Here is a 1518-nt window from a genome sequence, read left to right on the forward strand (position 1 = left end):
GATGAAATAGAGAAGGTTTGGGAACAAATCGCGGGTAACCTTGATGTTGTATCCTTCGATGTGTTGCAGAGTTTAGTTTCGGCTTTCGACGAGCACCCGGCTTTTGAACAATTGAAACCTCTGCTTGACGCGTTTGCGTCCTTAAGTGAAGTGACCCGTGAGCAGTTTCTGGCAGCGATTGTCTTGGCCCCCTAAAACTGTGCCACAGTTGGCTTAGTTTTGGAGACGGGATTGATGGCGCGGAAACGGTATTCGGACGAAGATATTCTGCGGCTTTTGCGCGAGATTGAGCTGGGCCTGGCATCTGGTTCGGATGTCGCGACGGCGTGCAGAACGGCTGGTGTCAGTGATGCGACCTATTACACATGGCGCAAGCGGTTTGGTGGGATGGGACGATCTGAGATGGCCAATCTGAAGGCGCTGCAGAAAGAGAATGATCGGCTCAAGAAAATCGTGGCTGAGCTTGAACTGGACAAACTCATTCTCAAGGAGAGCCTTGATTATCTAAAGCCAAAGGCCTGACGGCAGACCAGCTTCGTCAGGCCGTGGTCCACACCCGACAAAAGCTGGCAACCTCTGAACGGCGCACCTGTCGCGTGATTGGATTGGCGCGGAGCACGCTGCAATACCGCGCAGCGCCAAAGGATGATGAGGCGTTACGTCTGGCGATGATCCGATTGGCCAAACGGTATGGGCGCTACGGCTACCGCAAGGTCGCCGAGCTGCTGCGTGTCGAAGGCTGGGCAGTCAATCATAAAAAGATCGAACGACTATGGCGCGAAGAAGGCTTGCAGCTCCCACAACGGCACAAGAAACGCAAACGGCTGTACCACAAGGACAGCTCGATCATCCGGCTCCGACCGCAACATCCCAATCACATCTGGAGCATTGACTTTGTCCACGACAAGCTGAGCAACGGACAGAGCTACAAGATGCTGACGGTGCTGGATGAGTATACCCGTGAGGCGCTCTGCGTAGCGGTCAAGCCGAAGATGAACAGCGCAGACGTGCTGGATGCGCTCTACCCACTCTTATTGCGGCACGGGAAGCCCGAACACATCCGTTCCGACAACGGCGCGGAGTTCATCGCAACGGCCCTGCAGACCTGGTTAAGAAAGGTGGGCATTAAGCCGATCCAAATCTACCCGGGATCACCTTGGGAGAATGGATACAACGAGCGCTTCAATGGCACTCTGCGCCGGGAAGTCCTCAACGCAGAATGGTTCCACACCACCAAACAGGCTCAGATCGTCATCAATACCTGGCTTAGACAGTACAATCGTGTCAGACCCCATCAGGCTCTAAACATGCGACCGCCCGTTCCAGAAACCTTGCTCAAAACTGGCCCATAGAATTGGGGCTGGACACCGGATGTTCCAGACTATGCTTCCCACAAAGTTTGGTGTGACACGCGGTTACGCTGTGGGTAGAGAAGGCGAGATGATCGGTGATGATATACTGATCTACGAGATAATGAGTTGTCCGACGGTCAGCGCAAGGGGAGATCTTTCTCTAATG

At 54.1% G+C, this 1518-nt stretch carries 1 protein-coding gene and 1 pseudogene; both read left to right on the forward strand.

The window, feature by feature from the left end; all coding sequences use genetic code 11:
- The coding region (locus ACR1XU_RS23080; protein WP_480915715.1) for a hypothetical protein at positions 1–195 on the forward strand (195 nt) is incomplete at its 5' end.
- Between the two features lie 39 nt (positions 196–234).
- Positions 235–1352 (forward strand): annotated as a pseudogene (locus tag ACR1XU_RS23085) (IS3 family transposase).
- The last annotated feature ends 166 nt before the right edge of the window (positions 1353–1518 follow it).

This window comes from Ruegeria sp. D1(2025) (genome assembly GCF_056536425.1).